Source organism: Streptomyces sp. SJL17-4 (assembly GCF_036826855.1).
Lineage (GTDB): Bacteria > Actinomycetota > Actinomycetes > Streptomycetales > Streptomycetaceae > Streptomyces.
Genome location: NZ_CP104578.1, coordinates 3,010,583 through 3,037,252, shown reverse-complemented (window position 1 = coordinate 3,037,252; position 26,670 = coordinate 3,010,583). Strand labels below are relative to the sequence as shown.

The following is a 26,670-nucleotide window of genomic DNA, read 5'->3' as shown; positions in this document are numbered from 1 at the left end:
AAGAAGGGCCCCGCTCCCCCCGGAGCGGGGCCCTTCGCGTACCTGCGGGGACTTAGAAGTCCTCGTCCAGGTCGACCGAGCCCTCGACCGCCACCTGGTAGGCGGACGGGCGGCGCTCGAAGAAGTTCGTGAGCTCCTGGACGCCCTGGAGCTCCATGAACGAGAACGGGTTCTCGGAGCCGTACACCGGGGCGAAGCCGAGGCGCTGGAGGCGCTGGTCGGCGACGCACTGGAGGTACTCGCGCATCGACTCGGTGTTCATGCCGGGCAGGCCGTCGCCGCACAGGTCGCGACCGAACTGCAGCTCCGCCTCGACGGCTTCCCGCAGCATGTCGGTGACCTGCTGCTGAAGCGCGTCGTCGAAGAGCTCGGGCTCCTCCTTGCGGACGGTGTCCACGACCTCGAAGGCGAAGTTCATGTGCATCGTCTCGTCGCGGAACACCCAGTTGGTGCCGGTCGCGAGGCCGTGCAGCAGGCCGCGGGACCGGAACCAGTACACGTACGCGAAGGCGCCGTAGAAGAACAGGCCCTCGATGCACGCGGCGAAGCAGATCAGGTTGAGCAGGAAGCGGCGGCGGTCCGCGGCCGTCTCCAGCTTCTCGATCTTCTCGACCGAGTCCATCCACTTGAAGCAGAACTGCGCCTTCTCGCGGATCGAGGGGATCTCCTCGACCGCGTCGAACGCGGCGGCGCGGTCGTCCGGGTCGGGCAGGTAGGTGTCGAGCAGCGTCAGATAGAACTGGACGTGCACGGCCTCCTCGAACAGCTGGCGCGACAGGTACAGGCGCGCCTCCGGGGAGTTGATGTGCTTGTAGAGCGTCAGGACCAGGTTGTTCGAGACGATCGAGTCGCCCGTCGCGAAGAACGCGACCAGACGGCCGATCATGTGCTGCTCGGCCGGCGTCAGCTTGGCGAGGTCGGCGACGTCCGAGTGGAGGTCGACCTCCTCCACGGTCCAGGTGTTCTTGATCGCGTCCCGGTAGCGCTCGTAGAAGTCCGGGTAGCGCATCGGACGGAGGGTCAGCTCGAAGCCCGGGTCGAGGAGGTTCTTCTTTTCGTTCGTGCTCATTACTGGCAGGCCTCGCAGGACTCGGGGTTTTCGAGGGAGCAGGCCACGGCCTCTTCAGGGGTCGCCTGTACGGGAATGGGGGCGGCGGCCTGGGCCGCGCGGGCGATCCGGGTCGCCGGGCGCGAACGCAGGTAGTACGTCGTCTTCAGACCCTGCTTCCAGGCGTACGCGTACATCGACGACAGCTTGCCGATCGTCGGCGTCTCCAGGAACAGGTTCAGCGACTGCGACTGGTCCAGGAACGGCGTCCGGGCGGCGGCCATGTCGATCAGACCACGCTGCGGGATCTCCCACGCCGTGCGGTACAGCTCGCGCACCTCGGCCGGGACCCAGGTGAAGCCGGCCACCGAGCCGTTGGAGTCGCGCAGCGCCTCACGGGTCTGCGCGTCCCAGACGCCGAGCTTCTTCAGCTCGTCGACCAGGTACGAGTTGACCTGGAGGAACTCGCCGGACAGCGTCTCGCGCTTGAAGAGGTTCGAGACCTGCGGCTCGATGCACTCGTAGACGCCCGCGATCGAGGCGATGGTCGCCGTCGGCGCGATGGCGAGGAGGAGGCTGTTGCGCATGCCGACGGCGGCGATCCGCTCGCGCAGGGCCGCCCAGCGCTCCGGCCAGTTCAGCTCGACGTCGTAGTGGTCGGGGTGCAGGACGCCGCGGGCCGCGCGGGTCTTGTCCCAGGCCGGCACCGGCCCGTTGCGCTCGGCGAGGTCGGCGGACGCCTCGTACGCGGCGAGCATGATCCGCTCGGCGATACGGGTCGACAGCGCACGCGCCTCGGCGGAGTCGAACGGCAGCTTCAGCTGGAAGAAGACGTCCTGGAGGCCCATCGCGCCCAGGCCCACCGGACGCCAGCGGGCGTTGGAGCGGCCGGCCTGCTCGGTCGGGTAGAAGTTGATGTCGACGACCCGGTCGAGGAAGGTGACGGCCGTACGGACGGTCGCGTCGAGGCGCTCCCAGTCGATGTCCTGGGTCGAGGTGTCCACGAACGCGCCGAGGTTGACCGAGCCCAGGTTGCAGACCGCGGTCTCGCCGTCGTCGGTGACCTCCAGGATCTCCGTGCAGAGGTTGGAGGAGTGGACGGTGTGGCCGGGCTCGGCGGTCTGGTTGGCCGTCCGGTTCGAGGCGTCCTTGAAGGTCATCCAGCCGTTGCCGGTCTGGGCCAGGGTCCGCATCATCCGGCCGTACAGGTCGCGGGCCGGCATCGTCTTGCGGGCCAGGCCCGCGGCCTCGGCCTTGCGGTAGGCGGCGTCGAACTCCTCGCCCCACAGGTCGACCAGCTCGGGCACGTCCGCCGGGGAGAACAGCGACCAGTCGGCGTCGGCGTTGACGCGGCGCATGAACTCGTCCGGGATCCAGTGCGCCAGGTTCAGGTTGTGCGTCCGGCGCTGGTCCTCGCCCGTGTTGTCGCGGAGCTCCAGGAACTCCTCGATGTCCGCGTGCCAGGTCTCCAGGTAGACGGCGGCGGCGCCCTTGCGGCGGCCGCCCTGGTTCACGGCGGCGACGGAGGCGTCGAGGGTCTTCAGGAACGGCACGATGCCGTTGGAGTGCCCGTTGGTGCCGCGGATCAGCGAACCGCGGGCCCGGATGCGGGAGTAGGAGAGGCCGATGCCGCCCGCGTGCTTCGAGAGGCGCGCGACCTGGTGGTAGCGGTCGTAGATGGAGTCCAGCTCGTCCTGCGGGGAGTCCAGGAGGTAGCAGGAGGACATCTGCGGGTGGCGGGTGCCGGAGTTGAAGAGCGTGGGGGAGGAGGGGAGGTAGTCGAGGCGGCTCATCAGGCCGTACAGCGCCGTGACCTCGTCGAGCGCGCGGACCGTCGCGTCCTCCGCCAGGCCGCAGGCCACGCGGAGCATGAAGTGCTGCGGGGTCTCGATCACCTTGCGGGTGATCGGGTGGCGCAGCAGGTAGCGCGAGTAGAGGGTGCGCAGACCGAAGTAGCCGAAGCGGTCGTCCCCGGCCGCGTCGATGGTCGCGTCGAGCCGGTCCGCGTGCAGCGCCACGAACTCGGCGGTGCGGTCGGCGATCAGCCCCTCGCGGTGACCGACGGCGACGGAGGCCGAGAAGGAGAACGAGCCCTGGCCGGCCGCCTCGTCGGCGATCGTGATCGTCAGGAGCCGGGCGGCGAGCCGGGAGTACGCCGGGTCCTCGGCGATCAGACCGGCGGCCGACTCGGTGGCCAGCTCGCGCAGTTCCGCCTCGTCCGCGACGGCGCTGCGGCCGCGGAGCGCGGCGGCGGCGACCTTGCCGGGGTCGGTGTCGGGGAGATCGGCGGTGAGGTCGGTCAGGGTCCGCAGCAGCACGGTCCCGGGGCCGTCGCTCTCGACCGCGGTAGCCTCGGCGGACGCCGGATCGGCGGGCGCGATGGTCACGTGGGGGCTCTCCCTCGCTCGGCTCGGGGCCGCGGCGGGGGAAGGCGGGCAGGCGGGCATCCGTAACGCCGGACGCGACGCTTCCACCGGCCCACTCCGCGAGGCCCGGACGTCAGTGGCACCCGGAACGGACGGACCGGATGCGCCGTCGGCAGGTCCTCGGACTCACCTCGCCCGAATACGTCGTATCCGTACGAAGCACACCGTTGCGGGACAGTTCCGGATTCGCGCCGGATTCCCCTGCGTCGACAGCGAGGACGAGCATACATGTGGGGGGCGTCGCTCGCGGAACCCCCCACATGTTGTGTCGCGCCGTGGACTCAGAACTCCAAGGAGTAGGTGCGCAGTCGGTGGTCGGGGATCGGCTCCCAGTCCCGGTCCGGGGTGCGGACGAAGCCCAGACGCTCGTATATCCGGTGCGCGGAGACCATCGTGGCGTCCGTGGACAGCACGAGGCGGCGGCACCCGGGGAGGGCCCGTGCCCGCTCGACGCAGGCCCGTACGAGGGCCTCTCCGACGCCCCGGCCGCGGGCCTCCCGGGAGACCACGAGCATCCGGAACTCCGCCTCGCCCTCGACCGCGATGTCCGCCCACGGGGTGCCGCCGGTGGCGAAGGTCACCCCGCCGAGCAGCCGCCCGTCGCCGTCCTCGGCGACGAGCACCTCGCTCTCGCGCGCCCGCCGGGCCGTGTCCCGGAGCACGTGCAGATACGAGTCCTCCGCTCCGTACTTCAGCAGCCCGTCGTCCAGATAGGTCCCCGCGGTGAGCTCACCGAGGGCCTCGTACTCCTCGGGCCGTACCGCCCTGATCATGAAGTCCATGAGAGCAGTGTGCCTCCGGCCGGCCGGAGGCCCCCAGCGGGCTTCAGCCACCGGCGCCCACCGAGTTGTCGGGGGCGCCGTCCCCCACCGGCGGGAGATCGCCCCGCTCGACGGGCTGCCCGCCGCCCGTCCGCTCCGGCAGGACGGCGTCGAGCTCGGCGACGTCGGCGCGGTGGGTGCGTTCGGCGGCGCCCTTGAGTGCCTCCCGCTCCACCGTGAGAGGGGCGGCGACCTCGACGCGCAGCCCGTTCTGGGCGCGCACGTACGCGTGCTGCCCGGCGGTCCGCAGGTACCAGCGGTCGCCGTCGCGGACGCAGCCGTCCGGCCCGGCGTCGTTCGCCGCGGCGCACTCCTTCTCCGCGAACGGGCGGCGCTCGGCGGAGACGGTCAGGCGGACGCCGTCCTTCCGCAGGTAGGTGACCTGGAAGCCGTCGTCGCCGATGACCCCCGACGCCATCCGGGAGGCCTCGAAGCCCTCGGCCTCGGTGACGTACACATGGTCCTTGTCGGTCTGTGCCCAGCGGGCACGGGCGTCCAGCTCGGCGGGGCCGGGCGCAGGGCGGCCGCCCGCCGTCTCGGAGCCGCAGCCGGTGACGGCGAGGGCGACGGGGAGCAGGGCGAGCAGGGTGAGTCGTGATCCGGTGCGCATGTCCCGCATCCTCGCCCGGGGACGGCGAAGGCCGCCATGCCTCCGGGGGAGGCAGGGCGGCCTTCGTCAGGTCCGGCGGTGGATCAGTGGGTCTCGGCGCCGAGCTTCGCGAGCTTCGGGTCGACCCCGCGGTCGCCCGCGTCGGCCGTGTAGTCCTCCGGGGAGGTCTGGTCGACGCCCTCGGGGGCCTTGACGGCCTTGAGGACGAAGGTCAGGACGACCGTGACGAGGACGTTGAGGACGAAGGCGGTGAGACCGATGTAGCCGATCTCGCCGATGCCCGGGATCTCCGCGGAGGAGCCGCCGAAGTGCTTCTGGGTCGGGCTGGCGACCCCGTACGCGGCGACCGTGCCGTAGATCATGCCGACGGCCCAGCCGGCGAGCAGCGCCCAGCGGTGGAACCAGCGGGTGAAGAGACCGCCGACGAGGGCCGGGAAGGTCTGCAGGATCCAGATGCCGCCGAGCAGCTGGAAGTTGATCGCGACCGTCTTGTCCATGGTGAGGACGAAGGCGAGGGCGCCGACCTTGACCAGCAGCGACACCAGCTTGGAGACCTTGGTCTCCTGGGCCGGGGTGGCGTCCGGCTTGATGAAGTCCTTGTAGATGTTGCGGGTGAAGAGGTTGGCCGCGGCGATCGACATGATCGCGGCCGGGACGAGCGCGCCGATGCCGATCGCGGCGAACGCGACGCCCGCGAACCAGTCCGGGAACATGGTCTCGAAGAGCTGCGGGATGGCGAGCTGGCCGTTCTTCACCTGGATCCCGGCGGCGATCGCCATGAAGCCGAGCAGCGCGAGCAGGCCCAGCATCAGCGAGTACAGCGGCAGGATCGTGGTGTTGCGGCGGATGACCTCACGGCTCCGGGACGACAGCGTCGCCGTGATGGAGTGCGGGTACATGAAGAGCGCGAGCGCCGAGCCGAGCGCCAGCGTCGCGTACGTCCACTGGCCGGCCTCACCGGGGACGAGCGAGCCGCGCGGCTTGTCGGTCGCCGGGTTGGTCTGCGCGTACGCCTCGCCCGCCTTGGCGAAGATCTCGTCGAAGCCGCCCAGCTTGATCGGGATGTAGATGATCGCCACCGCGATGACGATGTAGATCAGGGTGTCCTTGACGAAGGCGATGAGCGCGGGGGCGCGCAGACCCGAGGAGTACGTGTACGCCGCGAGGACACCGAAGGCGATGAGCAGCGGCAGGTCCTTGATGAACCAGTGGGTGGTCTCGCCGCCGCCGACGCCCATCACGTCCAGGACGGCCTGGATGCCGACGAGCTGGAGCGCGATGTACGGCATGGTGGCGAGGATGCCGGTGACCGCCACCGCGAGGGAGAGGCCCTTGGAGTCCCAGCGGCCGCGCACGAAGTCCGAGGTGGTGACGTACCCGTGCTTGTGCGAGACCGACCAGAGGCGCGGCAGGAAGGTGAAGATCAGCGGGTAGACCAGGATCGTGTACGGCACGGCGAAGAAGCCGGCCGCGCCCGCCGCGTAGATGGCCGCAGGGACGGCGACGAAGGTGTACGCCGTGTAGAGGTCGCCGCCGAGCAGGAACCAGGTCACCCAGGTGCCGAACGACCGGCCGCCCAGGCCCCATTCGTCGAGGCTGTTCTCGTTCTCGGCCTTGCGCCAGCGCGAGGCGAGGAAGCCCATGACCGTGACGGCCAGGAAGAAGAAGATGAAGACGGCGAGTGCGACGCCGTTCACGCCGTCCTTCATCGCTCGTCACCCCCCTTGCGGGCACGCTGGTCCAGCTGCCACAGCTTGTACGCGACCATGGTGAGCGCGGTGGAGATCAGCACCCAGAGCATCTGGTACCAGTAGAAGAACGGGATGCCTGCGAAGAGCGGTTCGGTCTTCGCGTACGAGCTCACCCAGAGCATCGCCACGAACGGCGCGAACAGACAGAGTGCGATCACCACCCTCAGGGGTGTGATGGTGGGTTGTTTCCCTTGTGTCGCTTCTGGCATGGCGATTCCGGTCCCCTCGCTGATCACCTCGGTAATGCTGGGGAAATCTAGGGGACTGTTCCGCTTCATGGAACCCCTGTCCGCATAACGGATGGGACTCCATCAACTGCGGTCGTGGGAGCGGTCCCCCGGCGCGGCGCTCAGAGCCAGCCCTCCTTGGCGGCGCGCACCCCCGCCTCGAACCGGCTGCGCGCGCCGAGCCGGTTCATCAGCTCCGAACTCATCCGGCGCACGGTCCGCAGCGAGATCCCGAGCCGCCGGGCGGCGATGTCGTCCGTGCAGCCGATGCCGAGCAGCATCAGCAACTCCCGCTCCTGCGGCGAGAGATCGTGCTCGTCGCGGCGCGGGCTCTCGCCGAACGGGGTGCCCGCGTCCCACAGCCGGTCGAAGAGCACCACGAGCGCGTGCACCAGGCCGGGGGAGCGGACCTCCAGGGCTCCCGCGCGCCCGTCCTCCGGGTCGACGGGGACGAGAGCGGCCTCCCGGTCCACGATCACCATGAGCATCGGCACCACGGGCACGGTCCGCGCCTCGCCGCCGAGCTCGCAGTACCAGCGCACGTACTCGACCGTCGGCGGGTCGTTGCGGAAGCTCTCCTGGTAGATCGACCTGATCTTCACGCCGCGTTCCAGGGCGAGTTGGTCGAGCGGCTGGCTCGCGTCCATGGTGTCGGGGAGCTGTGCCCCGCCGGGGAGCAGCGAGAGGCACTCGGTGCGGGCGTTCGCGGCCAGGTCCTCCAGGCGGTCGCGCACGTTGTCCAGGCCGGTGATGCGGTCCACCAGGTCGTGCCGGACGCCCGGTTCGGAGTGGTCCGCGTACGAGGCGAGGATGCCGGCGACGGCCCGTCCCGCCTGCTCGACCTGGCGTTTCCGTTTGCTCAGCTCGGCCTCGGCGCGGGAGAGCAGGAAGGAGAAGCCGACGTCCGGGTTGAAGGGTTCGGCCTCGCCCGAGGAGTCGTCCATCAGGACGAGCTTGAGGTCCGCGAGACAGGCGAGCGCCTCGCGGACCTCGGACTCGGGGCGGCCCAGCTGGGCCGCCATCTCCGCCACGTCGTACTCGGGTCGCTCCAGGAGCAAGCGGTAGACGGCCTCCGTCGACTCCTTGATGCCGAGCGCCTCCAACATCCGCTATCTCCCCCTCGTCACGTTCCGTGCCGCGACCGCCCCGCAATCGTGATCGCGGTCGTCGATGCTAAGCAGGAGGAGCCGTCTAGGTCTAGACCAATTGGAATGAATTCCGCTGTACGGGACGGACGGGGGGCACGGGCCGGGTGCGGGGGTGGCCGGCCAGTGCGTCGAACACCGCCGCCATCGCGAACCCCGATACCAGCAAGGCCAGTTCGACCTGTGGACCGATCCCGACCGCGAGCACCGCGAGCGCGCCCGCGCCCGCCGCCACGTGCCCCGCCCACGGGCGCCCGCCCACCGCCGACGCCACCGAGCGGTCGAGCGACACGCAGAACGCGAAGGCGCCGACGACGAGGGGGACCCAGCCGGTGACGGCCCCGGCGCCGGGCGGGCCCCACTGCCACAGGGCGGTGAGCGCGCCCGTCGAAGCGACGGAGGCAAGGAGGGCGTGGAACACGGCCCGGACCGCCGCGCCCGCCGTGGTGAGGACGGCGAGGGCGAGGAAGGCGGCGAGGGCGGCCGCCGGGATCGCGAAGGGAAGGAGACCGTAGACGCCGTCCACGAGATCGCGGTCGACCACGCCCGAGCCGCCGACCGGCGTCGGGCCCTGTGACAGCGCAGAGCGCAGTGCCGTCACCGTGGCCGCGCCCGCCGCCGTCATCGGCTCCTCCTCCGGTACGACCACGACCACGGCCGAACCGTCGCGGCGCCACGCGTCGGCGCGCGGCGCCGCCGCGAGCAGCACCCCCGGGACCCGGGCCGCCCGCGCGGCCACGGCCTCCGCGTCCGCGCCCTCGGGGACCAGGACCTCCAGCGGGTTCAGGACCCCCGACGGCACCCCGGCCGCCGCGAGCCGGTCGAGACCGTCGCGGGCCGGGCCGCTCGACACCAGGGCGTGCGCCTCCGGATTGCCCACCCGCAGCTGGGTGGCCGCGCCGGCGAGCAGGACGAGGAGGGTCAGGCCGACCGCCGCAGCAATCGGGCGGGGCCGCCGTCCGGCCCGTACCGGCTTCGTACCCGCCGTCCGCGCCGTCCGCGCCGTCCGCGCCGTCCGCGTCACCCTCGCCACCGGCGTCGTCCGCGTCGCCACCGAGCGGAGCACCGGCGCCAGGGTCAGGGCCGCCGCCGTGCCCACCGTCCACACCGCGAGCCCCGCGAGACCGACCGAGCGGAGGAACGCCGCCGGGAAGAGCGCAAGGACCGCACAGGCCGCCGCCCCCGCCGCCCCGGCCGCCACCGCCGACCGGGCAGCGGACTCCGGCGGCTGCGCCCAGCGGTGCACCGAGAGCACCAGGGCCGTGACCGGCACCAGGTAGACCACGATGAAACTGATCTCGGTGAACCCGGCCACCGCCTCCACCAGGACCAGCGCCCCCACCGAGGTCACCCCGGCGAGCAGCAGGGGCGCCAGGACCCCGAGCGGCGAGCGGAACGCCAGGGCCAGCAGCACCAGCAGCCCCAGCGCGCACGCCGCCTTCACCACGAGGGCCACCGCGCCCGGCCCCGCCACCGCGCTGTCGTGCTGGAGCGGGAGCACACCGGTCACCTCGACCCGGGCCTCCGGCAGCGCCGACCGGAGCCCCGCGCGCAGGGTGCCCGCCGCCTCCTCGACGACCGCGAGCCCCGCGAGGTCCGGCTCTCCGGCGCCCGGATAGACCAGCGCGTACACCGTGCGGCCGTCCCCGCCCAGGAACCCCTCGTCCCCGGTGCCCGCGTACGAGACCGTCCGCGCGCCCGGGCCCGCCGCGCGTCCGACCTCGGCCGCGAACCGCCCGGCCGCGCCCGGAGCGCGTACGTCCGTGGCAGCGGGCCAGGTCGCGACGGCGACCAGCGGGGCGACGGCCGCCCCGTTCCCGTACCGCTCCTGGATCGCCTGGTTCGCGCGGTGACCGGACCCGCCGGACGCGGTGAACGACTGGTCGAGCCGGCCGAGGCCCAGCACCGCCACCGCGCCACCGAGCAGCAGCACCAGCAGCCAGACCACCCCCACGGCCACCCGGTGGCGCAGCGCGAACTCGCGTATCCTCACGACCCGTTCAGTCGACATCGTCGAGCCGCTTCCTGAGCGCGTCGTCCAGGCGCAGCCCCACCGCGCCGAGCGTCTCGTCCAGCTGCGCCGTCGAACTCGCCCCGATCACCGGGAGTACGGCCGGCTCGCCGCCCAACGCCCAGGCCAGAACCACCTGGTTGGCGGTCACGCCCAGCTCCGCCGCGACCTCCGCGAGAACCTTGAGGCGCCGCTCCGAACCCTCGTGCCGGTACTGCTCCGGCACCTCCTTGCCCGCATCGGTGTACGCCCCCGTCAGCTGGGTCGTATAGGCCGTGAACGTCAGCTCCGGACGCGTCCCCAGATAGTCGAGCAGCTCCTCCGAGGCGTGCGGGTTCACCCCGAACTCCGCGCCGGGGCGCGGCCGCAGATAGGTGTACCGCTGCTGAACGGCCGCGTAGTCCGGCACCCCGGCGGCGACCGCCGCGCCCCGCGACTCCTCGATCCGCCAGGCCGCGAAGTTGGAGCAGCCGGCCCGGCCGATCTTCCCGGTGTCCTCCAGCTCGCCGAAGGCACCCATGGTCTCGGCGACCGGAGTCCGCCGGTCGTCGATGTGCGCGTAGTAGAGATCGATCCGGTCGGTGCCCAGGTTCCGCAGGCTCTCCTCCACCTGGCGGCGCAGCACCGGGGCCGAGAGCCCCTCCGCGCACTCCGGCCAGGCCGAACCGGGCGGGTCCGGCAGTGCGCCGACCTTGGTGGCGAGCACCATCTCGTCCCGGACGCCCCGGCTGCGCAGCCAGCGCCCGATCAGCAGCTCGCTCTCGGCGCCGGTCGCGCCCGGCTCCCAGAAGGCGTAGGTGTTGGCGGTGTCGATGAAGGTGCCGCCGGCCTCGTGGAAGCGGTCGAGGACGGCGAAGGCGGCGGCCTCGTCGATCCGGGTGCCGAACGGCAGGGTGCCCAGGCACAGGGTGCTCACACGGGGGCCCTCGGGGCCGCCCAGGTTGGTGTACTCCATCGGTTCTTCCCTCTCTCTCATACGTGGGGGGTGGTGACGGTCAGCTCCTGGACCAGGTGGTCCGAGAGGCCCTCCGCGTCACGGAAGCGGTACGAGCCGACCCGGGCGCCGCCACCGGTGAACGTCCAGTCGATCCGCCACAGCCGCAGCCGCGCGCGGGCGTTCCAACTGGCGGGACAGAGCGAGCGGCAGGCCCCGATCGCGTCACGCAGCGGGCGGGACGCCCGCCGCACCCGGCGGATGTCGCCGATGGCGGCGCTCGTGTTGAAGTCGCCGGTCACCAGGACCGGGTGCGGGTTGCCCCGCAGGTCGGCGAGGAGCGCCGCGTACTCCCGGTCACGTGCGGCGGCCCGGCGCCGCATGTCCCGGAGGAACGCCGGCCGCAGCGGGTTCATCACGGTCAGCTGCACGGGGATGTGGACGTTGTACGTGGACAGGATGCCGTCCCCGACCCGCAGGTCCACCCGGAGCGAGCAGGCGCCGACCGGCACGGGCGGGCCGGCGGGCGGGAACCGGGACAGCGTCACGGAGTTGTTGCCGACGGCCAGATGGTGCTCGGGGAACGCCGCCCGGATCCGCTTCTCGTCGTCGATGTCCCAGACCTCGCCGCCCTCGAACCCGTTCAGGTACTCCTGGAGGACGTAGACGTCCGCCGAGAGGGAGCGCAGAAAGGCGTAGAAGCGGTCCGGGTCGCCGCCCTGGTTCCAGTGCTGAGTGTTCCAGGAGACGAGCCGCAGCCCCTCCGCGACCTCCGAACGGCGGTGCAGCGCCCGCAGGTTGATCCCGTTCTGCGTCCAGCCCGCGAGCAGACAGCCCGTGGCGAGCGCCCCCGCCGCCCGCCCGCCGGTGACCGCGGCGGCCGCGAGCAGGGCGAGCGGGACGGCGGCGAAGGCGAGCGGCGGCAGCAGGGAGACCGCGAGCCAGGGCCACCAGCGCCCGTTCAGGGCGAGGTGCAGGGCGAGGAACGCCGCCCAGACCAGGGCGCAGGACAGCAGCACGTAGGTCACCCGTTCCCCGGCAGGGACACCCACAGGTCCTGCACCGCGTGGTCGGAGAGCTTCTCGGGCTCGTTGAACTCGTAGCGCTCGGCCTTCGCCCCGTTTCCCGTGAACGCCCAGTCGGTCCGCCAGAAGGGCTTCCAGCCGCCCTCCTCCCAGCTCGTGGGGTACGGGTCGGTGCTCACGTCGGCCGCGTCGTCGAGGCGCTCCCGCAGCGGGCCGAGGTCGGACATGGCGGCCGTCGCGTTGAAGTCGCCGGCCACGACGACCGGGTTGCGGTTGGCCGCGAGGTCCGCCTCCAGGCCGGCGTACTGCGCCTCGCGCGGGGCGAACCGCTCGCGCATGTGGCGGTAGAAGGCGGCGGAGAGCAGCCCGTCCGGCATGCTGTTCCACACCGGCATGTGCACGTTGTAGAACGACACCGTCCGGCCCCTGACCTGCACATCCGTCCGCAGCACCTTGTTCTCCCGGTACTCCGCCTGCCAGTCCGCGCCCGGCGGCAGGTCACCGGCCGGGCCCACGGCCGGCTGCCGCAGGATCGGGAAGCGGGAGAGCGTCACCAGCTCGCCCCGGACCGCCAGCTCGTGGCCGGGGAACTCCCGGCGCAGCCGCGCCAGGTCGTCGATGGGCAGCTTGCCCTTACGGTCGGCGGTCACGTGCTGGTACTCGTGCAGCAGATAGACGTCCGCGTCCTTCGCCTTCAGGAAGGCGTAGAAGTGGTCCTGGGTGCCGAGGAGCTGGTTCCACGAGTTGGTGTTCCAGGCGAAGACCCGTACGGAGTCCGGGCCGGGCCTCGGCTCCGACCGCCACAGCGCCGCCGGGTCGAAGCCCGACTGCCCGAAGCCCACGATCAGGGCGAGCGCGGCGGCGGCGAGGCTCCGCCACCGGGCGGCGCCCCGGGCGAGCGGGGCGAGCGCGGCGAGCAGCAGCGGGACCAGGGCGAAGGCCGCCGGGGGGACGATGCCCACCAGATGCCCGAGCCAGATCCGGCCGTCCGCCGCCCACTCGACGAGGAGGAGGAGCAGCCAGGCGAGGGCCGCGCCGAGGACGAGACGGTTCCGGCGGCGGGCGGGGGAGACCCGTACCGCCACGGTCTCCATGGGCGCGAGCGTGTCAGCCACGGGAGGACCCCACGGTCGCCGCGGCGATGTCCGGCCGGGGCTGCGGGTCGTACAGGTGCCGGAACCGCTTCGAGCAGAGCCACTGCACGCCCGCCACCCCGATCGCCACGAACACCGTCAGGTTCACCAGGAAGTTGACGGCCACGAAGTACCCGAGGAACAGCCGCCCCCGGTGCCGCCGCACCTCCCGGTACATGTCCAGATCGCCCCACACACCGAGGGCGAACAGGGCGAGCGGCAGCAGCGCCCACACCGCTCCCCACAGCGGCGGCGCGGCGAGCGCGGCCACCGTCAGGGGCGCGGCGAGGCTGGCCCCGGCGCGCGGGCCGGTGACGAAGCCGCCCTGGAGGTGCCGTCTGCCGAGGATGAGCGGGACGGCGAGCCGGGCGCGCGCGAACACCTTGTCGAGGACGATCCGCACCGTGTCGTCGTGGTCGTGCCGGCCGCGCACCTCCAGGGAGCTGAGCACCGTGTACCGCTCCGAGATGCGGCGCCCGTAGTCCTGGTCCTCGGTGTGCCGCAGGATCGGGTTGAACGGTCCCACCTCGTCGAAGACCCGCCGGGGGATCGCCAGGATCGCGGTGTGGACGGTGTCGATGACGCCCTCCGACTTCAGCAGCAGGTAGTACTGCTGGAGCGAGCGGTACTCCTCGATCAGGCTGTCGCGGATGAGCGGTTCGGGTTCGTAGGTGCCGCAGATCGCCCCGTACCCCTGTCCGGAGCCGAGCAGTTCGACGGACTTGGCGACGGCGTCGGGGTGCATGGCGACGTCGGAGTCGAGGAAGACCAGGATCTCGCCGGAGGACAGTTCGGCGCCGAGGTTGCGGGCGACCGCGACCCCGCTGTTGACGCCGGTGGAGACCACCCGGGCGCCGGCCGCGGCGGCGATCGCGGCGGAGTCGTCGGTGGAGCAGTCGTCGACGACGAGGACCTCGATGTTCGGGTACGTCTGGGCGAGGGCGGCCTCGACGCACAGGCCGATCGAGCGGCCGTAGTTGTAGTTGGGGACGATGACGGAGACCAGCGGAACGGACATGATCGGGTTCTCCTAGAAAAGGACCTTGGCGAGGGAGAGGGCCCCCTGCCGCCACGGTTCGACACTGGTGACGCCCTGGCCCTTGCCCCGGCTCCTGCTCGCCGGGGGCGCGGTCCGGCGCTGCTCGCGCCACCAGGCGAAGGTGCGCAGGATCGCGTCCTGGTTGGAGTACTTGGGCCGGAAGCCGAGGACGTCGCGGGCCTTGTCGGTGGAGACGAAGCTGTCGTCGAGGAGCTTGTGCAGCAGACGGCCGTACACCGGGGAGAGTCCGGAGCGCTGGAGCAGGCTGAGCGCGGCGAGCGCCGGCTTGGTGGGCATCGAGCGGACCCGCTTGCCGTGGCCGGCGGCGTCCAGGACGGCCTGGAAGTCCTCGCGTATCGTGCCGAACGACGTCGCTCCCAGGTTGAACGTGTCGTCGGCCCGCTCGGCCGGCGCGTCCATCGCGGTCACGACCGCGTCGACCAGGTCGTCCACGTCGAACATCTGGATGCGGACGTCGCCCCGGCCCAGGACCGGGAAGTTCCGGCCCTCCTCCGCCCACTCGAAGAGCATCGCGAAGAGCCCCATCCGGCCCGGCCCGAGGAAGGTCTTGGGCCGCAGGACCGGCACGCACATCTCCCGGCCCCGGAACCGCTCGGCGACCTCCTCGGCCTCCGCCTTGGCGGCGCTGTACGTGTCGACCGGCTCGCGCGGATACTCCTCCGGCGTGGGCACCACCTTCGGCAGGCCGTACACGGCGGTCGAGGAGATGTGCACGACCCGGGGCACGGCGTTCGCCTCGGCGGCCGTCAGGACCGCCTCCGTACCGCCGACGATCACCGAGCGGATCATGTCGGCCGGATAGCTGGGCAGGGCGGCGGCGCAGTGCACCACCACGTCCGCGTCCGCCGTGACCCGCTTCATCGCGACCGCGTCCCGGACGTCCGAGACGGTGTGCGTGAGGTTCTCGTGCTCCGTACGCGGGGCCCGCAGGTCCACGCAGTGCACCTGGCGGCCGTCCCCGAGGAGCCGGTCGATCAGCGTCGAACCGAGCATGCCGGCACCGCCGGTCACCACGATGCGCTCTACCACAGCGACGACACCTTCTCCTTGACGAAACGGGTGAGCAGACGGGGCAGACCCTGGGCGAGGGTCTTGTCGAGGCAGTCCAGGAAGAACTCGACCTCGTGCGGCTCGGCGACCAGCGAGGGGGCGACCATCAGCGGGTTGTCACCGTTGAGCGTGTAGTACGTGTAGATGCCGTGGTCCCGGTAGAGGGCGTTGACCACCGACGAGGTGATGAGCTTGGTGCGGAAGCGCGGGTCCTTCGTCATCGCGCCCGGCACCAGCTTCGTCACCAGCTCCAGGATCTTGGGGCCCTTGTGCAGGAAGACCCCGTGGAGCGCGCCGTGGCCACGGACCTCGGCCACCACGTCCGGGTACTCCTTGGCGATCCGCTCCAGACCGGGGGCGAGGATCCGCTCGATGTCCCGGGCGCGGGCCGGATAGTCGTCCTCGACGGCCACGTTGACGGCCTCGATGGCGGTGACCGCCTCCTCGCCGAAGCCGTAGTAGGTGGTGGACGTCGACTGGAGGAGGGCGTCCGTGAGGTTGTCGTAGGCCTTGCGGAAGACCGGCTCGCGGGCGACGAACGCGGAGATGGAGGACTTGCCGCCGCCGAAGGACTTCGAGGTGGTGAGGATGTCGGGGACGAGCCCCTCGTACCGCATGAAGTGGAAGAGGGTGCCCGTCTTGCCCCAGCCGGTGTAGATCTCGTCGAAGAGCAGCACGATGTTCTCGGCGGTGCACAACTCCCGCAGTCCGCGCAGGAACTCCTCCGAGCACTCGTTCATCGTCGACGCCGACAGCGGCTCGATGAGGATCGCGTAGACGTCCGACTCGCCCTTCTCGGTGCGGAGTGAGGCGACGAGCCGCCGGACCGAGGCCAGGTCGCCGTACCGGAAGATCTCCACGCCGGGGATGCCGGGGAACTGGAAGCCGGACTGGTTCTGGCCGGTCAGGCTGCCCGAGCCGAGCAGCTTGCCGTGGAAGGAGATGTCGGCCCGCAGCACCCGGGAGCGCCGGCCGCCGTGGTACTTGTACGCCAGCTTGACCGCGCCCTCGACCGCCTCCGCACCGGAGTTGGGGAAGAACGACATGTTCAGGTCGCCGGGCAGCAGCTCCGCGAGGTTGTGACCGAGGGCGGCGACGTACGGCGAGAAGTAGGTCTTGTGGACCTCCATGCTCTTCCGCTCCTGGAAGCGCTGCCGGGCGGCGAGGATCCGGGGGTGGTTGTGGCCGTGGTTGAGGACCCCGACACCACCGGTGAAGTCGAGCACGCGGCGGCCGTCGCGCTGGGTGATCCAGACGCCCTCGGCGCTCTCGACGAGCTCCTGGCCGAAGCCGAAGGAGGTCATCAGGGAGACCTGGCTCTTGTTGACGTGGTCCTTGTACAGGCCGTGGACCTGCTTCGTCGTCAGCGACTCGCAGTCGTCGACGGAGTAGAGGGCGGTCATGTCCGTTCCTTCGGGTCGGTGGGGGAGCGGCGGGGGAGGGTGAGGAGGAGCGCGGTGCCTCCGACGAGGACCTCGCTGAGGGTGCAGACCACCCGGCTGGCGACGGCGACGGCGGTCGCCTCCTGCCAGGGCAGTACGGCGGTCAGCGCCAGGAGCAGCAGGGCCTCGCGGGCGCCCCAGCCGTCCGGAAGCACCACCACGAGGCTGGCGGCGGCGGTGGCCAGGGCGAAGCCGCCCACGCAGACCGGCAGCGCGGTCAGCGGCGGGGCGCCGAGCATCACGGCGAGCGCCCAGAGGTGCAGTCCGCCCACCGCCCAGGAGGCGGTGGCCGAGGCGAGGGCCCGCCGCATGCCCCGGTCGCTCGCCCGGGTGGCGGGCGCCGGCCGACGGGCGAGCCGGGCGGCGAACGCCGCCAGGTGGTGCAGCAGTCCGGGCCGTACGGCCCAGGCGACGGTGACCGCGCCCGGCAGGACCAGCCACCAGGCCTCGGCGCCGATCGTCCAGGGCGCGGCGAGCGGGCCGACGGCCAGGCCGGTGAGGACGGCCACGATCAGGTTCAGCAGGAAGACGGCGAGCACGACCGGCGCGGACACCCCCGCCGCACCGCCCATCCGCAGCTGGGCGAGGACGCCCCAGACGGCCCCCGGCACGTACTTGCCGAGGTAGGAGGTGAAGTAGATCCGGGTGGCGGTCCGGCCGGGAATCCCGGGGCCGAGGTCGGCGAGGAGGGTCCGCCAGGTGGTCATGGAGAGCAGGACGGCGAGGGCGTTGGCGACCAGGGCCGCGAGGAGGTACGGGACGGAGTCGGGCCGCAGGACGAGGGCGGCGAGCTCGCCGGCCCGGCCGTACAGGGCGAAGCCGATGCCGGTGACGACGGCGAGCGGGAAGAGGACGGGGAGGGCGCGGCGGAGACGGCCGCGCGGGGGCTTTGCCGCAGGGGGCGCGACCGGTGGGGCGGCAGGGGCGGCGGTGGTCATGACCGGCCTCAGGATCCGAGGTGGCTCAGCGGCCACGCGCCGGCAAGCAGCGCCGACCAGAGCAGGGCGTTGGAGACGGTCATCCGGTCGCTGAACAGCGCCCGCGAGGGATTGCCGCCACCCGCGTCGACCACGAGCAGCTGGAGGTAGCGGGCGAGGCCGAAGAGCGCGAACGGGGCGGTGAGCACCGCGACCAGCGGCCCGTGCGGGCCGAAGACCGGGCTGCCCTGCACCTGGAGGACGTAACTGACCGCCGTGAGCACCGCGGTGAAGGCGAGCAGCTGGTCGAGGAAGCCGAGGGTGTAGCCGCGCAGCGCGGGCCGGTGCAGCACCCCGCCGACCGCCATCTCGTGGCGCCGCTTGCCCAGGATCAGCAGCAGACAGAGGGAGAAGACACAGAGGGTGAGCCAGCTCGGCACGGGGTTGCCCGAGGCCAGGCAGCCCTGGGCCAGCCGCAGGACGAAACCGAGGGCGACGATGAAGACGTCGAGGAGCGGGACGTGCTTGAGCCCCTTGCTGTACGCGGCGTTCAGCGCGACGTACGCGGCGACCGGCCACCAGTCGAGGAGCGAGGCCGTCCCGGTGAGCACCGTGAGACCGACCGTCGCCGCGAGGAGGACGGCGAGGGCGGCGGCGAAGGACACGGCGGTCGCGACGCCGATCCGGCCGGCGGCGATCGGCCGGTGCCGCTTCTCCGGGTGGCGGCGGTCCCGGTCCCGGTCGCCGAGGTCGTTGACCAGGTAGATCAGCGCGGACGCGAGGGTGAAGACACCGATCGCGGCGAGCGCTCCGCCGAGCGCGGCACGGTCGAGGTGGGGTGCGCCGAGCAGGCCGAGGGGGACGACGACCAGGTTCTTCGTCCACTGGTGGGGCCGGACGAGGGAGGTGAGGTCGGCGAGCCGACTGGGAGGGCGGGAGGCCGGCGGGCGGGCCGGCGGCGCCTGTCGGCCGGTGAGCGTGGGCGTGGCCATGAACGGACTCCTGGGGGGAGGGGCGTACGGGGGTGGGCGGCGGTCATCCGGTGGAGGCGGAGGTGGGGGAGGGGGACGGGGAGGGGGAGGGGGAAGCGGCGGAGGCGGTGGCTCGGGCGCGGTCCGCCGGGAGGGCCTTCCCACCGCGGCGCACGCTGGGCCCGAAGTCCGGCTCGGTGAGCCAGCGGACGGCGCCGCGGGCCGCGCCGAGCACGATCGCCTGGTGCAGCACGAAGTGGACGGCGGTGAAGTAGAGGAGGAAGCCCGCACCGCGGGTCCGCAGCGCGAAGCGGCTCAGGCCCGGATCGGCGCAGGCGAAGACCAGCGCGCACAGGGCGGGCACGAGCAGCAGCCACGGGGTGAGCAGACCGAGGAGGAGAGTGGGGAGGGCGAGGAGGAGGGTGGGGAGGGTGAGTGCGGCGGCGAGGACGCCGAGCGGCCGGTTGGCGGTGAGACCGCCCTCCCGCAGCTGCCCGAGCGCCGCGATGAGCAGCTGCGAACGCCGGTACTGCTCGCGGAGCATCGCCCCGAGCCGGTCGACGTCGTCGTGCCGGCCGCGGATCGCCTCCGTCATCACGATCCGGTGGGTCCGGACGAGCCGGCCGCTGTACTCGACGTCCTCCGAGTCCCGGAGGTTCTCGTCGAACGGCCCGGTCGCCTCGAAGACCTCCTTGCGGATCGCGCCGAGGGCGAAGAACGCGGTGCGGACCTCGCCGACGGCGCGGCGGCGCCAGAAGTGGGCGTGCAGGGCGTGGTAGCGCTCCACGGGCCCGTCGTCGAAGAGCGGTTCGGGGTCGAGCACCCCGTGGACGCAGCCGAGACCGGGATCGTCCCGGAGCAGGTCGGCGGCGTTCGCGAGGGCCTCGGGGTGGAGGGCCGTGTCCGAGTCGAGGAAGAAGAGGATCTCGCCGCGGGCGGCGGCGGCCCCGAGGTTCCGGGCGGCGGACACCCCGCTGTTGTGGGGGTTGGCGATCAGGACGACGTCGAACTCCCGGGCGATGTCCCGGGACCTGTCGGTGCTCGCGTCGTCGACGACGATGACGTCGAGCGGGGCGTGGGTCTGGGCGAAGACCGAGGTCAGACAGGCGTGGAGGGTCTTCTCGTAGTTGTAGTTGGGGATGACGACGGACACGCTGGGACGAGCCCTGGGCATGGGGGTTCCTTGGGAGGGCGGTCGGGGGAGGGCGGTCGGGGACTGCGGCGTGTGGGGCGCTTCAGAGCAGCCGGAAGTCCGCGATGCGGTGGCGGGAGAGCTCGGGGGAGTGGCCGAGGAGGCGCCGGCAGAGCTGGAGCGCGTGGCCCACGGCTTCGATCTCGTCGGGGCCCCGGATGTACAGGGCCAGGCGGATCGTCCGGTCGAGAACCAGTGCCCGTGCGGACTCGAAGCGGTCCTGCGGACGGGCGACGCGGTGCAGCGTCTCGACGAGGAGTGCGGCGGACGGGTCCGGTGGGGGGTCGGTGTCCGGGGCGGGGTCGTCGTCCGTCGCCCTCATCGAGATGCCGACGAGGTAGATGACGATCAGCCCCAGGAGAAGCCGTTGTCGCCGTCGGTGGTCTGCGCCGTCGTGGCGGCGACCGGGGCGTCGTCGGCGAGGACCGGAGCGGCTCCCGCGGAGGCCGGCTCCGCCGCCAGGACGAGGGTCAGCGCGGCCCCGGCGGGGACGAGCAGGGCGAGGACGGGGCGGATCTGAACGCGGGCGAAAGCGGCGAAACGGGCGCTGCTGAGCATGGCGGAACTGCCTTCCTGGCGATGCGGACGAGGAATGTCGGGGGCGGGTCTCCCCGGTGCCGCTCCCGGGCTGTTCCGGGCGGCTCCGACAGGTCCAAGACTGGCCCGCCGGGGGTGCCGTGTCACCGGAAAACGGCTGGCGCCAAGTGCGTGGCCGTTAGGAGCCAGTCCGTACGTGCGGCCGTCGCGCGCCGCTGATCAGGGGGTTTCCGGGCGGCGTCACGTTCCTGCCAGGCGGAAGGTGCCGGGTGGCCGTCATCTCGTCGTACGGCCTCCGGAAACGACGAACGGTCTCGGGGTCTCGCGTACGGCCTCCGGAAACGACGAACGGTCTCGGGGTCTCGCGTACGGCCTCCGGAAACGACGAACGGCCGCACCCGGTGGGGTGCGGCCGTTCGGGCCCTGCGAAAGGAATCAGCCGTTGGGGCGCTTGAGGCGTGCCACGAACTTGTACCGGTCGCCGCGGTAGACCGACCGTACCCACTCGACCGGCTCACCCTCGGCGTCCAGCGAGTGGCGGGAGAGCATCAGCATCGGCAGGCCCACGTCCGTGCCGAGCAGACCGGCCTCGCGCGGGGTGGCGAGTGAGGTCTCGATGGTCTCCTCGGCCTCGGCGAGGTGCACGTCGTACACCTCGGCGAGGGCGGTGTACAACGAGGTGTACTTCACAAGCGAACGACGCAGCGCGGGGAAGCGCTTCGCGGAGAGATGGGTGGTTTCGATCGCCATCGGCTCGCCGCTCGCGAGGCGCAGCCGCTCGATGCGGAGCACCCGCCCGCCGGCCGAGATGTCGAGCAGTCCGGCGAGCGTGTCGTCGGCGGTGACGTAGCCGATGTCGAGGAGCTGCGAGGTGGGCTCCAGGCCCTGGGCGCGCATGTCCTCGGTGTACGAGGTGAGTTGCAGCGCCTGGGAGACCTTGGGCTTGGCCACGAACGTGCCCTTGCCCTGGATGCGCTCCAGGCGGCCCTCGACGACCAGCTCCTGGAGGGCCTGGCGCACCGTGGTGCGCGAGGTGTCGAACTCGGCGGCGAGGGTGCGCTCCGGAGGGACCGGCGTGCCGGGCGGCAGGGTCTCCGTCATGTCGAGCAAATGCCGCTTCAGTCGGTAGTACTTGGGCACGCGCGCGGTACGGGTGGGTGTCCCGCCTTCCGACTCCGTGCTGCCCGCGTCCGTGGCCATTGCCTGCCTTCCCGACTCCTGTGCTGCTGCCGTCACCGGCTCCTCCGTCTGTCGCGGCTCACATGGTGGCACGGACCGGTCACGGGTCGTCGCCCTCCCTCAGGTGTCGGTCCGATAACGGACGCGACTGCCCTTCTTATACACCCTTGACACCCCTAAAGGTCTAGGCCAAGCTCCGGGTACTGGTCTAAACCATTAAAGACCAGGTCCCAGCCCCACGAGCACTACCTGACGTATGTCTTCGCGCGGTGGGCAGGGGTTGCAGGCATCCCTGAGGAGGGTGGCGTGAAGCGCAAGCTCATCGCGGCGATCGGCGTCGCAGGCATGATGGTCTCTATCGCTGCGTGCGGTTCCGAGAGTGACAAGGGCAAGGACGGCGCCAAGGCGTCGGCCGGGGGCGACAAGACTCTGACCGTCTGGGTCATGGACGGTTCCGCGCCGGACGCGTGGATGGCCGAGGTGAACAAGGCCTTCGAGGCCAAGCACCCGGGCGTCAAGGTCAAGGTCGAGAAGCAGATCTGGAACGGCATCCAGGAGAAGGTCACCACCGCGCTCTCCGAGGACACCCCGCCGGACGTCCTGGAGCTCGGCAACACGCAGACCGCGGGCTACGCCGTGACCGGCGGCCTCGCCGACCTGTCCGGTGACAAGGCCACGCTGGGCTACGACGCCTGGAACAAGGGCATGGTCGCCTCCAACGAGCTGGACGGCAAGCTCTACTCGGCCCCGTGGTACGCCGCCAACCGTGTCGTCGTCTACGACAAGGCCGCCTTCAAGAAGGCCGGCGTCACCCCGCCCAAGACCCGCGCCGAGTGGATCGAGGGTCTGAAGAAGCTCAAGGCGTCCGACCCGAAGTCGCAGGCGATCTACCTGCCGGGCCAGTCCTGGTACGTCCTCGCCGGCCTCATCTGGGACGAGGGCAGCGACCTCGCGGTCAAGGACGGCGAGAAGTGGAAGGGCAACCTGTCCTCCCCCGAGGCCGTCAACGCCATGAACTTCTACAAGGAGCTGGCGTCCTACTCCACCGCTCCGAAGGACAAGGACGAGGCGACCCCGCAGCAGTCCACGGACATCGTCCCCAAGGGGGGCGTGGCGTCCTGGATCGGTCTCGGCTGGGAGGCCGGCGGCGCGATCGACGCCATGAAGAAGGCCGGCAAGACCGCCGACTTCGGTTACTTCCCGATCCCGGGCAAGACGGCCGACAAGCCGGGCTCCGTCTTCCTCGGTGGCTCGAACCTCGCCATCGCCGAGCGCTCCCAGAACAAGGACCTCGCGAAGGAGTGGCTGGCGCTCGCCGCCGGCAAGGAGTACATGACGAAGTACGCCGCCGCCACCGAGGGCGCGCTGCTTCCGAACACCGACTCCGCGCAGTTCAAGCCGGCCGCCGGCTCCTTCGCCGAGGCCATGGCCGCCTCCTCCGCCTCCGGCAAGGTCACCCCGGTGACCCCGGGCTGGGCGAACGTCGAGACCGCCCCGAACCCGATCAAGGACTTCATGACCAAGGTCCTGAAGGGCGAGGACGCCAAGAAGGCCGGCGAAGCGGCCGACAAGGTCATCAACGAGCGCATCAACCAGCAGTAATCAGCAGCACCAGCAGCACCAGCAGCACCAGCAGTAATCCGTAGCCCGGTGGTGCGGCCGGTCCCGCACCGGCCGCACCATCGGCGCTTCACGAGTGATCAGCGGCCCGCTCCCCCGGGCCGCGCCCCGGTGGGCGCGGGAGCCCCAGAACCGCGAGGAATAAGACCATGACCGTGGACTCCCAGGGGACGGCGACCGCCGATCCTCAGGACGCGCCCGGGAGGGCGGCAGGGAAGTCTCAGACTCCGCCACCCCCTTCGGGCCCGAAGGAAGTCCTTAAGCCTTCGCGCGGCAGACGTTCCCTGCCCAGCGGGTGGCTGCCGTATCTGCTCGTCGCGCCGGCCCTGCTGTCCATGGCGGTGCTGCTGCTCTACCCGCTGATCCGCAATGTGATCCTCTCCTTCCAGGAGCTCAACCGGAAGGAGTTCATCACCCGCGAGACCGTCTGGACCGGCTTCGACAACTACACCGAACTCCTGGGTGACCCGGACTTCTGGACCGTCGTCGTCCGAAGCGTCGTCTTCACGGCGGTCAACGTCGCGGTCATCATGGCGATCGGCACGGGCGTGGGCCTGCTGCTCAACCGCCTGGGCAAGAAGATGCGACTGGTCCTCTCGCTGGCCCTGATGTTCGCCTGGGCCATGCCGATCGTCGCCTCCGTCACGGTCTTCCGCTGGCTCTTCGACGAGCAGTTCGGCGTCGTGAACTGGCTGATGCGCACCCTGGGCTTCGACGGCTACGAGCAGCACAACTGGTTCGAGACCGGGTTCTCCACCCTCGTGATCATCATGATCCTGCTGGTCTGGGGCTCCATCCCGTTCGTCGCCCTCAACATGTACGCCGCCCTGACCACCATCGGGTCCGAGCTGTACGAGGCCGCGAAGATGGACGGCGCCAGCGGCTGGCGCACCTTCTGGGCCGTGGTCTTCCCGAACCTGAAGTCCTTCTTCATGATCACGACGTTCCTGGAGATCATCTGGATCTTCAAGGCGTTCGCCCAGGTCTACGCCATGAACCAGGGCGGTCCCGACCGCGGCTCCGAGACGCTCCCCGTCTTCGCCTACATCGAGGGCGTCGGGCAGTTCCACTACGGTGTCGCCGCCGCCATCTCCATCCTGACGATCGTGATGCTCATCGCGGTCATGTCCTTCTACTTCCGCCTGATCCTGAAGCAGGAGGAGGAGCTGTGAGCGCCACCACCGAGACTCCGCAGAAGCTGCGCACCAGGAAGCCGCTCACGGTCGGCGTGGTCGCCAAGAACCTCACCGCCCTCGTGCTCGCGGTCGTGTTCGTCTTCCCCGTGTACTGGATGTTCTCGTCCTCGCTGAAGCCGCAGCACGAGATCATGACGAAGGACCCCGTCTTCGTCTTCACGCCGACGCTCGAGAACTACTCGACCGCCACCGGGGTCGACCTGTTCTGGACGTACGTCACCAACAGCCTCATGGTGACGATCGGCGCCGTGCTGCTCGCCCTTCTCGTGGCGCTGGCCGCGAGCTTCGCGATCGCCCGGATGAAGTTCAAGGGGCGCAAGGGCATCGTCCTCATCGTGATGATGGCGCAGATGGCCCCCTGGGAGGTCATGGTCATCGCCATGTACATGATCTCCCGTGAGAACGACATGCTGAACAGCATCCCGATGCTCACGCTCATCTACTTCGTCATGGTCCTCCCCTTCACGATCTGGACCCTGCGCGGCTTCATCGCCGCCGTCCCGGTCGAGCTGGAGGAGGCCGCGCAGATCGACGGCTGCACCCGGGGCCAGGCGTTCCGCAAGGTGATCTTCCCGCTGCTCGCCCCCGGCCTGATGTCGACCTCGCTCTTCGGCTTCATCACCGCCTGGAACGAGTTCGCCATGATCCTCATGCTGAACAAGGACAAGGAGTCGCAGACGCTGACGCTCTGGCTGACCCAGTTCCAGACCGCGTTCGGCAGCGACTGGGGCGCCACCATGGCCGCCTCGACGCTCTTCGCACTTCCCGTGCTCGTCGTCTTCCTCTTCCTCCAGCGCAAGGCCGTCGGCGGCATGACCGCCGGCGCGGTGAAGGGATAAGGGCTCCCCATGACCACACTCGTACACGGCACGGACACCCTGACCCGTGACGCGCTCACGGTGCTCCAGCCCGGGTTCGTCGGCACCACGGCGCCCGACTGGCTGCTCCGCCGCATCGGCGAGGGCCTGTCGTCCGTCGGCCTGTTCGGCCGGAACATCGTCAGCCCCGAGCAGCTCGCCGCGCTCACCGCGCAGCTGCGGGCCGAGCGGGACGACGTCCTCGTCGCCATCGACGAGGAGGGCGGGGACGTCACCCGCCTGGAGGTCAAGCAGGGCTCCTCGTTCCCCGGCAACTACGCCCTGGGCAGCGTCGACGACGTCGAGCTCACCCGGGCCGTGGCCCGTGAGCTCGGCCGCCGGCTCGCGGCCTGCGGTGTCGACCTCAACTGGGCGCCGTCCGCCGACGTCAACTCCAACGCCGAGAACCCGGTCATCGGCGTGCGGTCTTTCGGACCGGACCCGGACCTGGTCGCCCGGCACACCGTGGCGTACGTCGACGGCCTCCAGGGCGTCGGGGTCGCGGCCTGCACCAAGCACTTCCCCGGACACGGCGACACGAACGTGGACTCCCACGACGCGCTGCCCCGGATCGATGTGGACCTCGCCACACTGCACGCCCGTGAGCTGGTGCCTTTCCGAGCGGCCGTCGCCGCGGGTACCAAAGCGGTCATGAGCGCGCATATTCTGCTCTCCGCGCTCGACCCGCACCGTCCGGCCACCCTGAGCCCGCAGATCCTCACCGGTCTGCTGCGCCAGGAGCTGGGCTTCGAGGGGCTGATCGTCACCGACGGCATGGAGATGCAGGCCGTCGCGGCGACGTACGGCATCGAGCGTGGATCCGTCCTCGCCATCGCCGCGGGCGCCGACGCCATCTGCGTCGGCGGCGGGCTGTGCGACGAGGACACCGTGCTGCAGCTGCGCGACGCGCTCGTCCATGCGGTACGGACCGGTGAACTGCCCGAGGAGCGGCTGGCCGACGCCGCGGCGCGCGTGCGCGCCCTGGCGGCCTGGACCCAGGCGCACCGGGCCAGGGGGGCTGAATCGGTGTCGGGCGCGGCAGTGCAGGAGGGGACCGCGCCCGGCACCGACATCGGACTCGTCGCCGCCCGCCGGGCCCTGAAGGTGACCCGGGGGGAGCGGCCGTACACCCCGATGACCAGCGCTCCCTACGTGGCCTCCTTCACCCCCGTCGCGAACTTCGCGGTCGGCGACGAGACTCCCTGGGGCATCGCCGCCGAGCTGGAGCGGCTGCTGCCCGGCACGGAGACCGGCTCCTACGCGGACTCCTCCGTGGACGCCCTCCTCGCCGCCGCGGGGGAGCGCCGGATCGTGGCGGTCGTACGCGACCTCCACCGGCACGCGTGGATGACCGAGGCCCTGGACGCCCTGGTCGCGGCCCGCCCCGACACCGTCGTGGTCGAGATGGGCCTCAACGAGGCGGAGCCCCGCGGGGCCCTGCACATCGCCACGCACGGCGCCGCCCGGGTCTGTGGCCGCGCGGCCGCCGAGGCCGTCGTCGGCACCGGCGCCTGACCG

General features: G+C 71.3%; 24 protein-coding genes and 1 riboswitch. Of the genes, 4 read left to right on the top strand and 20 right to left on the bottom strand.

The features are described from left to right. Window positions 1–52: 52 nt before the first annotated feature. The 20 genes from N5875_RS13135 to N5875_RS13040 all read right to left on the bottom strand — a co-directional run bounded on the left by N5875_RS13135 (window position 53) and on the right by N5875_RS13040 (window position 21,500). A complete protein-coding gene (locus N5875_RS13135) occupies window positions 53–1,069 on the bottom strand; it encodes a ribonucleotide-diphosphate reductase subunit beta (RefSeq protein ID WP_318209127.1) in 1,017 nt (338 codons plus the stop codon). After that, window positions 1,069–3,435, bottom strand: coding sequence for a ribonucleoside-diphosphate reductase subunit alpha (locus tag N5875_RS13130; protein ID WP_338493811.1), 2,367 nt, complete (start codon window positions 3,433–3,435; stop codon window positions 1,069–1,071). The genes N5875_RS13135 and N5875_RS13130 overlap by 1 nt, the downstream gene beginning before the upstream one ends. A 132-nt stretch (window positions 3,436–3,567) precedes the next feature. After that, window positions 3,568–3,717, bottom strand: a riboswitch (cobalamin riboswitch). 38 nt (window positions 3,718–3,755) lie between these two features. Continuing rightward, window positions 3,756–4,256 carry a GNAT family N-acetyltransferase gene (locus tag N5875_RS13125; protein WP_338493810.1) on the bottom strand — a complete coding sequence of 167 codons (501 nt, stop codon included), beginning with the start codon at window positions 4,254–4,256 and terminating at the stop codon, window positions 3,756–3,758. Window positions 4,257–4,299: 43 nt separating this feature from the next. Further along, complete coding sequence (locus N5875_RS13120; protein ID WP_338493808.1) at window positions 4,300–4,905, bottom strand: hypothetical protein; 606 nt, start codon at window positions 4,903–4,905, stop codon at window positions 4,300–4,302. Window positions 4,906–4,988: 83 nt separating this feature from the next. After that, a complete protein-coding gene (locus N5875_RS13115; RefSeq protein WP_318209131.1) occupies window positions 4,989–6,614 on the bottom strand; it encodes a sodium:solute symporter family protein in 1,626 nt (541 codons plus the stop codon). Next, entirely contained in the window at window positions 6,611–6,865 is a 255-nt protein-coding gene (locus N5875_RS13110) for a DUF3311 domain-containing protein (protein WP_318209132.1), read from the bottom strand. Before N5875_RS13110 ends, N5875_RS13115 begins: the two co-directional genes overlap by 4 nt. 140 nt (window positions 6,866–7,005) lie before the next feature. Then, complete coding sequence (locus N5875_RS13105; protein ID WP_318209133.1) at window positions 7,006–7,989, bottom strand: LuxR C-terminal-related transcriptional regulator; 984 nt, start codon at window positions 7,987–7,989, stop codon at window positions 7,006–7,008. A 91-nt stretch (window positions 7,990–8,080) separates the two neighbouring features. Continuing rightward, a complete protein-coding gene (locus N5875_RS13100) occupies window positions 8,081–10,039 on the bottom strand; it encodes a hypothetical protein (protein WP_338493803.1) in 1,959 nt (652 codons plus the stop codon). Further along, a complete protein-coding gene (locus tag N5875_RS13095; protein ID WP_338493801.1) occupies window positions 10,029–10,994 on the bottom strand; it encodes an aldo/keto reductase in 966 nt (321 codons plus the stop codon). Before N5875_RS13095 ends, N5875_RS13100 begins: the two co-directional genes overlap by 11 nt. Window positions 10,995–11,011: 17 nt before the next feature. Beyond that, on the bottom strand, window positions 11,012–12,001 hold the full coding sequence (locus N5875_RS13090) for an endonuclease/exonuclease/phosphatase family protein (protein WP_338493799.1): 990 nt from the start codon (window positions 11,999–12,001) through the stop codon (window positions 11,012–11,014). Next, on the bottom strand, window positions 11,998–13,113 hold the full coding sequence (locus N5875_RS13085) for an endonuclease/exonuclease/phosphatase family protein (protein ID WP_338493797.1): 1,116 nt from the start codon (window positions 13,111–13,113) through the stop codon (window positions 11,998–12,000). Before N5875_RS13085 ends, N5875_RS13090 begins: the two co-directional genes overlap by 4 nt. After that, on the bottom strand, window positions 13,106–14,149 hold the full coding sequence (locus N5875_RS13080) for a glycosyltransferase family A protein (RefSeq protein WP_318209138.1): 1,044 nt from the start codon (window positions 14,147–14,149) through the stop codon (window positions 13,106–13,108). Before N5875_RS13080 ends, N5875_RS13085 begins: the two co-directional genes overlap by 8 nt. A 12-nt stretch (window positions 14,150–14,161) precedes the next feature. Next, window positions 14,162–15,220 (bottom strand): NAD-dependent epimerase/dehydratase family protein, encoded by a 1,059-nt coding sequence (locus tag N5875_RS13075; RefSeq protein WP_338493795.1) that lies wholly within the window; start codon window positions 15,218–15,220, stop codon window positions 14,162–14,164. Next, complete coding sequence (locus N5875_RS13070) at window positions 15,214–16,644, bottom strand: aminotransferase class III-fold pyridoxal phosphate-dependent enzyme (protein WP_338493792.1); 1,431 nt, start codon at window positions 16,642–16,644, stop codon at window positions 15,214–15,216. The genes N5875_RS13075 and N5875_RS13070 overlap by 7 nt, the downstream gene beginning before the upstream one ends. Continuing rightward, the gene (locus N5875_RS13065) at window positions 16,641–17,621 is read right to left on the bottom strand and encodes a lysylphosphatidylglycerol synthase domain-containing protein (protein ID WP_318209141.1); all 981 of its coding nucleotides are present in this window, start codon (window positions 17,619–17,621) and stop codon (window positions 16,641–16,643) included. Before N5875_RS13065 ends, N5875_RS13070 begins: the two co-directional genes overlap by 4 nt. Window positions 17,622–17,629: 8 nt before the next feature. Next, window positions 17,630–18,592, bottom strand: a complete 963-nt coding sequence (locus tag N5875_RS13060; protein ID WP_318209142.1) for a UbiA prenyltransferase family protein — start codon at window positions 18,590–18,592, stop codon at window positions 17,630–17,632. Between the two features lie 43 nt (window positions 18,593–18,635). Beyond that, entirely contained in the window at window positions 18,636–19,745 is a 1,110-nt protein-coding gene (locus tag N5875_RS13055) for a glycosyltransferase family A protein (RefSeq protein ID WP_338493790.1), read from the bottom strand. A gap of 61 nt (window positions 19,746–19,806) precedes the next feature. Then, a complete protein-coding gene (locus tag N5875_RS13050) occupies window positions 19,807–20,085 on the bottom strand; it encodes a hypothetical protein (RefSeq protein WP_318209144.1) in 279 nt (92 codons plus the stop codon). Between the two features lie 26 nt (window positions 20,086–20,111). Further along, window positions 20,112–20,321, bottom strand: a complete 210-nt coding sequence (locus N5875_RS13045; protein ID WP_338493788.1) for a hypothetical protein — start codon at window positions 20,319–20,321, stop codon at window positions 20,112–20,114. A 414-nt stretch (window positions 20,322–20,735) separates the two neighbouring features. After that, window positions 20,736–21,500 (bottom strand): GntR family transcriptional regulator, encoded by a 765-nt coding sequence (locus N5875_RS13040; protein WP_030320859.1) that lies wholly within the window; start codon window positions 21,498–21,500, stop codon window positions 20,736–20,738. Window positions 21,501–21,785: 285 nt separating this feature from the next. Between N5875_RS13040 and N5875_RS13035 the strand changes: the two genes are divergently transcribed. The 4 genes from N5875_RS13035 to N5875_RS13020 all read left to right on the top strand — a co-directional run bounded on the left by N5875_RS13035 (window position 21,786) and on the right by N5875_RS13020 (window position 26,667). Then, the gene (locus N5875_RS13035; RefSeq protein WP_318209146.1) at window positions 21,786–23,081 is read left to right on the top strand and encodes an extracellular solute-binding protein; all 1,296 of its coding nucleotides are present in this window, start codon (window positions 21,786–21,788) and stop codon (window positions 23,079–23,081) included. Between the two features lie 167 nt (window positions 23,082–23,248). Then, window positions 23,249–24,271 (top strand): sugar ABC transporter permease, encoded by a 1,023-nt coding sequence (locus N5875_RS13030; protein WP_318209147.1) that lies wholly within the window; start codon window positions 23,249–23,251, stop codon window positions 24,269–24,271. Between the two features lie 26 nt (window positions 24,272–24,297). Continuing rightward, window positions 24,298–25,134 carry a carbohydrate ABC transporter permease gene (locus N5875_RS13025; RefSeq protein WP_318209240.1) on the top strand — a complete coding sequence of 279 codons (837 nt, stop codon included), beginning with the start codon at window positions 24,298–24,300 and terminating at the stop codon, window positions 25,132–25,134. Between the two features lie 9 nt (window positions 25,135–25,143). Further along, window positions 25,144–26,667 carry a glycoside hydrolase family 3 protein gene (locus N5875_RS13020; protein WP_338493782.1) on the top strand — a complete coding sequence of 508 codons (1,524 nt, stop codon included), beginning with the start codon at window positions 25,144–25,146 and terminating at the stop codon, window positions 26,665–26,667. Window positions 26,668–26,670 lie beyond the last annotated feature (3 nt).